Raw genomic sequence first — 2,771 nt, 5'->3', positions numbered from 1 at the left:
TTCTTCAAGCCAAGTATCACAATTGCCATCCACTTTAAATCTGTTTAGTGGTTCAGCAGTTGGAAGTATTTTGCTATCGGGTCCGTCAACAAATTATGATAATGTACAAGATGGCCTTTTAATCACTTTAAGCAATCTAACTTCAGATACTCTCAGTGGCCCAAGCTTTGGAAATCGTAATATTCGTTTTGATTTATCATCAGTCGGTTTAACACCAATTAAGATTCCTAAAGAAAAATTAGTTGTTAATAGCTCAATTGATATTTCTGACCAATTGTCACAATATATTGGTAAAAAAGTTCAAGCCCAACTTAGTGATGGAAACTCTTGGGAAAAAATTGATGACTTCTATAATAACATTTCAGGTTTCACCATTAAAAGCTTTGGAGGAGCATCAATTAAGGTACTTCCTAATACAACGCTTAGTATTAATCTTACTGCACATATATTTGGTGATTACACGGATGGTGATTTCAAAATTCCAGTAATTCAAGTGAATACTTATAAAAATTAGGAGGTACAATAATGAAAATTTCAGTTTATTTAGATGATGATAGAAATATCATTGGCGTAAACAATACAAGCAATATCGCTGCTGAAATGCAGGCAACTGAAAAGGGCTGGACACTAATCCAAAATAGTGATCTAGCCTTTTCTATTGAAAATATGTATGAATGGACGGTCAGAGAATCTGATAATAAATTAGTTCACAAATCAACAGGCAAAACGCCTGATGAAGAAATGAAAAATACAATTAAAATTCTGACTGAAGGTCAATTAAATGGCCAACTGACGGATAAGCAAGTTCAGGAAGCCGTTACGGCCATGACTAAGCAAGCTGTCCAAGACAAGACTACATCACAAATGGCGATCACGGATTTGACCAAGCAAGTAGCAGATTTAACTGCAAAGTTGGATAAAGCAAATGGAGTTAATCCAGCACCAGAAGCACCAACAGATGTAACATCCACAGCTACAACTGATGGAGCAACTATCACAGCTAAGTAGTCGATAAAAGCATGCTCCCTTGCTGGTAGTGGTGGCGGTCGGAATAATTTAAAAGGAGTAATTAAAAATGACAGAAGCATTAAAAATTGAATTCGGATGGGGAACAATGAAAGAAAGCGACATCTTTGGTTATGTTCCTATGATTATCTCTAAAGATGATTATAAATACATTACTGGAAAAGAATATCAAGCAACTAAAGAGGGCTAGCCATTCGGCTAGTCTTTTTTAGTACAAAAATCAGAAAGAAGGCGAACTATGCCACCACATTTTATGATAATCAATACGATTGAAGATGCTGCAAGTGCTATATCAATAGTAGTGGCAATCGGCACTGCTCTAGTATGGGTGTTTAATCGATTGGTTATTAAACCTTTATCTGATTCTATGGATCGATTGTCTAGTGAAATTAAGGATTTTAAAAATGATTCAAAATTTGAACATGATGAATTTAGGAGACATTTTGAAGAACTAGACGATAATGTACATAAACATGATGAAGATATTGTTTCAATAAAAGAGCAAATTCATACTCTATTTAAGAGAGGTAATTCACATGAAAAATAAATTAACTATTAAAAATCAAAATAAAACTTGGTGGTTATCTATGGCTTCCTTAGTTTTAGTATTAATCCAACAAGTTGGCCATTTATTTGGCTGGGAAATTACTAATGATGAAATTAATCAGATTATGGCTATTGTAAATACTTTGCTGGTTATAGCTGGATCACTTGGATTAATTTATGATACTTCAGGAAAGGATGGTGTGAGTGAGAAATATGACAAAAATAGCAAATATTAGCCTTGATATTCGTAAAAATAACACAGTTGATAATGAACCAATTATTCTGCGTCAAGGTGAAAGTGATGTGATTATTGAAGCAACTATCTCAAATGGGGGAGACGAAAACTTACAGATTAATTTTGCTACCTTTGTAGCCAAAAAGCCCGATGGGACAATTGTTTCTAATGATCCAGCCAATGTTAATGGAAACGTGATCAGTTATCCTGTAAGTAAGCATTTAACGGAATCTGTCGGTAAGATTCAGGACGCCTACTTCATGATCAATAATCAAATCACTACATGTGGCTTTGATATCTCAATAATCCCTAGCGTACAGCTTGATGATACTTCAGTTAACTACATTTCGGGTCTTGAAAACATCAATAAGTTTTTGAAATCCACCGAAGCTGATTGGCTCGGAAGAATCCAAAAAATGAAATCTCAAATTGCTGGATTGAATATTCCAGATGAATTCAAGCTGCTAATGGATAAGGCTTTGAGCGATGCTAAGGCTCAGTATCAACCAGCCATAGATGCTGCTGAAGAAAATGTCGAAAGTATTGCCGCTGATTTAGCTGCTAAAAAAGTAGATTTGGAAAATAATAGTGATGAACTGAATGTTACAATTACGTCTATCAAGGCACAAGTGGCTTCCGTAAACTCATTTTTGGATAACATTCAGAAACAAATTATTGAAGCCAACACCAGTTTTACAGCTGATCAGCAAGCTAAAGTATCTCAATTAATTTCAGACGTACAAAAGAAATTGACCGATTCAATTGCTTCTATGCAAACCAAATTTGAGTCCGATAGTAAAGATTTGAAGTCTCAAAGTGACCAAGTAATTGCCGATCTAAAGAGTAGTTCGGATACGGCCATCAAAGACATGCAAGAAAATCAGAGCACAGCTATGGCTAAAGTTAATCAGGATATTAGCAACGCAAATATCAGTATCAAGCAATTGCAGGAAAGTGCAGTATC

Annotated in this window: 6 protein-coding genes; all 6 read left to right on the top strand. The window is 35.0% G+C overall.

Going from position 1 to position 2,771, the window contains the following annotated elements; all coding sequences use genetic code 11:
• Positions 1 to 514, top strand: a 514-nt coding sequence (locus tag ATN92_RS03805; protein WP_158106622.1) for a hypothetical protein, incomplete at its 5' end; no start/stop codon positions are given.
• An 11-nt stretch (positions 515 to 525) separates the two neighbouring features.
• The gene (locus ATN92_RS03800; RefSeq protein WP_087721252.1) at positions 526 to 1,008 is read left to right on the top strand and encodes a hypothetical protein; all 483 of its coding nucleotides are present in this window, start codon (positions 526 to 528) and stop codon (positions 1,006 to 1,008) included.
• Between the two features lie 67 nt (positions 1,009 to 1,075).
• Positions 1,076 to 1,216 (top strand): XkdX family protein, encoded by a 141-nt coding sequence (locus ATN92_RS03795; protein ID WP_082604512.1) that lies wholly within the window; start codon positions 1,076 to 1,078, stop codon positions 1,214 to 1,216.
• A 48-nt stretch (positions 1,217 to 1,264) separates the two neighbouring features.
• Positions 1,265 to 1,573, top strand: a complete 309-nt coding sequence (locus tag ATN92_RS03790) for an ATP synthase subunit B family protein (RefSeq protein ID WP_056951919.1) — start codon at positions 1,265 to 1,267, stop codon at positions 1,571 to 1,573.
• Positions 1,563 to 1,808 carry a phage holin gene (locus tag ATN92_RS03785; protein ID WP_056951923.1) on the top strand — a complete coding sequence of 82 codons (246 nt, stop codon included), beginning with the start codon at positions 1,563 to 1,565 and terminating at the stop codon, positions 1,806 to 1,808. Before ATN92_RS03790 ends, ATN92_RS03785 begins: the two co-directional genes overlap by 11 nt.
• Positions 1,786 to 2,771: hypothetical protein (locus ATN92_RS03780; RefSeq protein ID WP_199250835.1), on the top strand; the 986-nt coding region annotated here is incomplete at its 3' end. The genes ATN92_RS03785 and ATN92_RS03780, both read left to right, overlap by 23 nt.

It is taken from the genome of Companilactobacillus bobalius (assembly GCF_009764355.1).
Note: the sequence above shows the minus strand (reverse complement) of the source record. Positions and strands in the feature narration are given on the sequence as shown.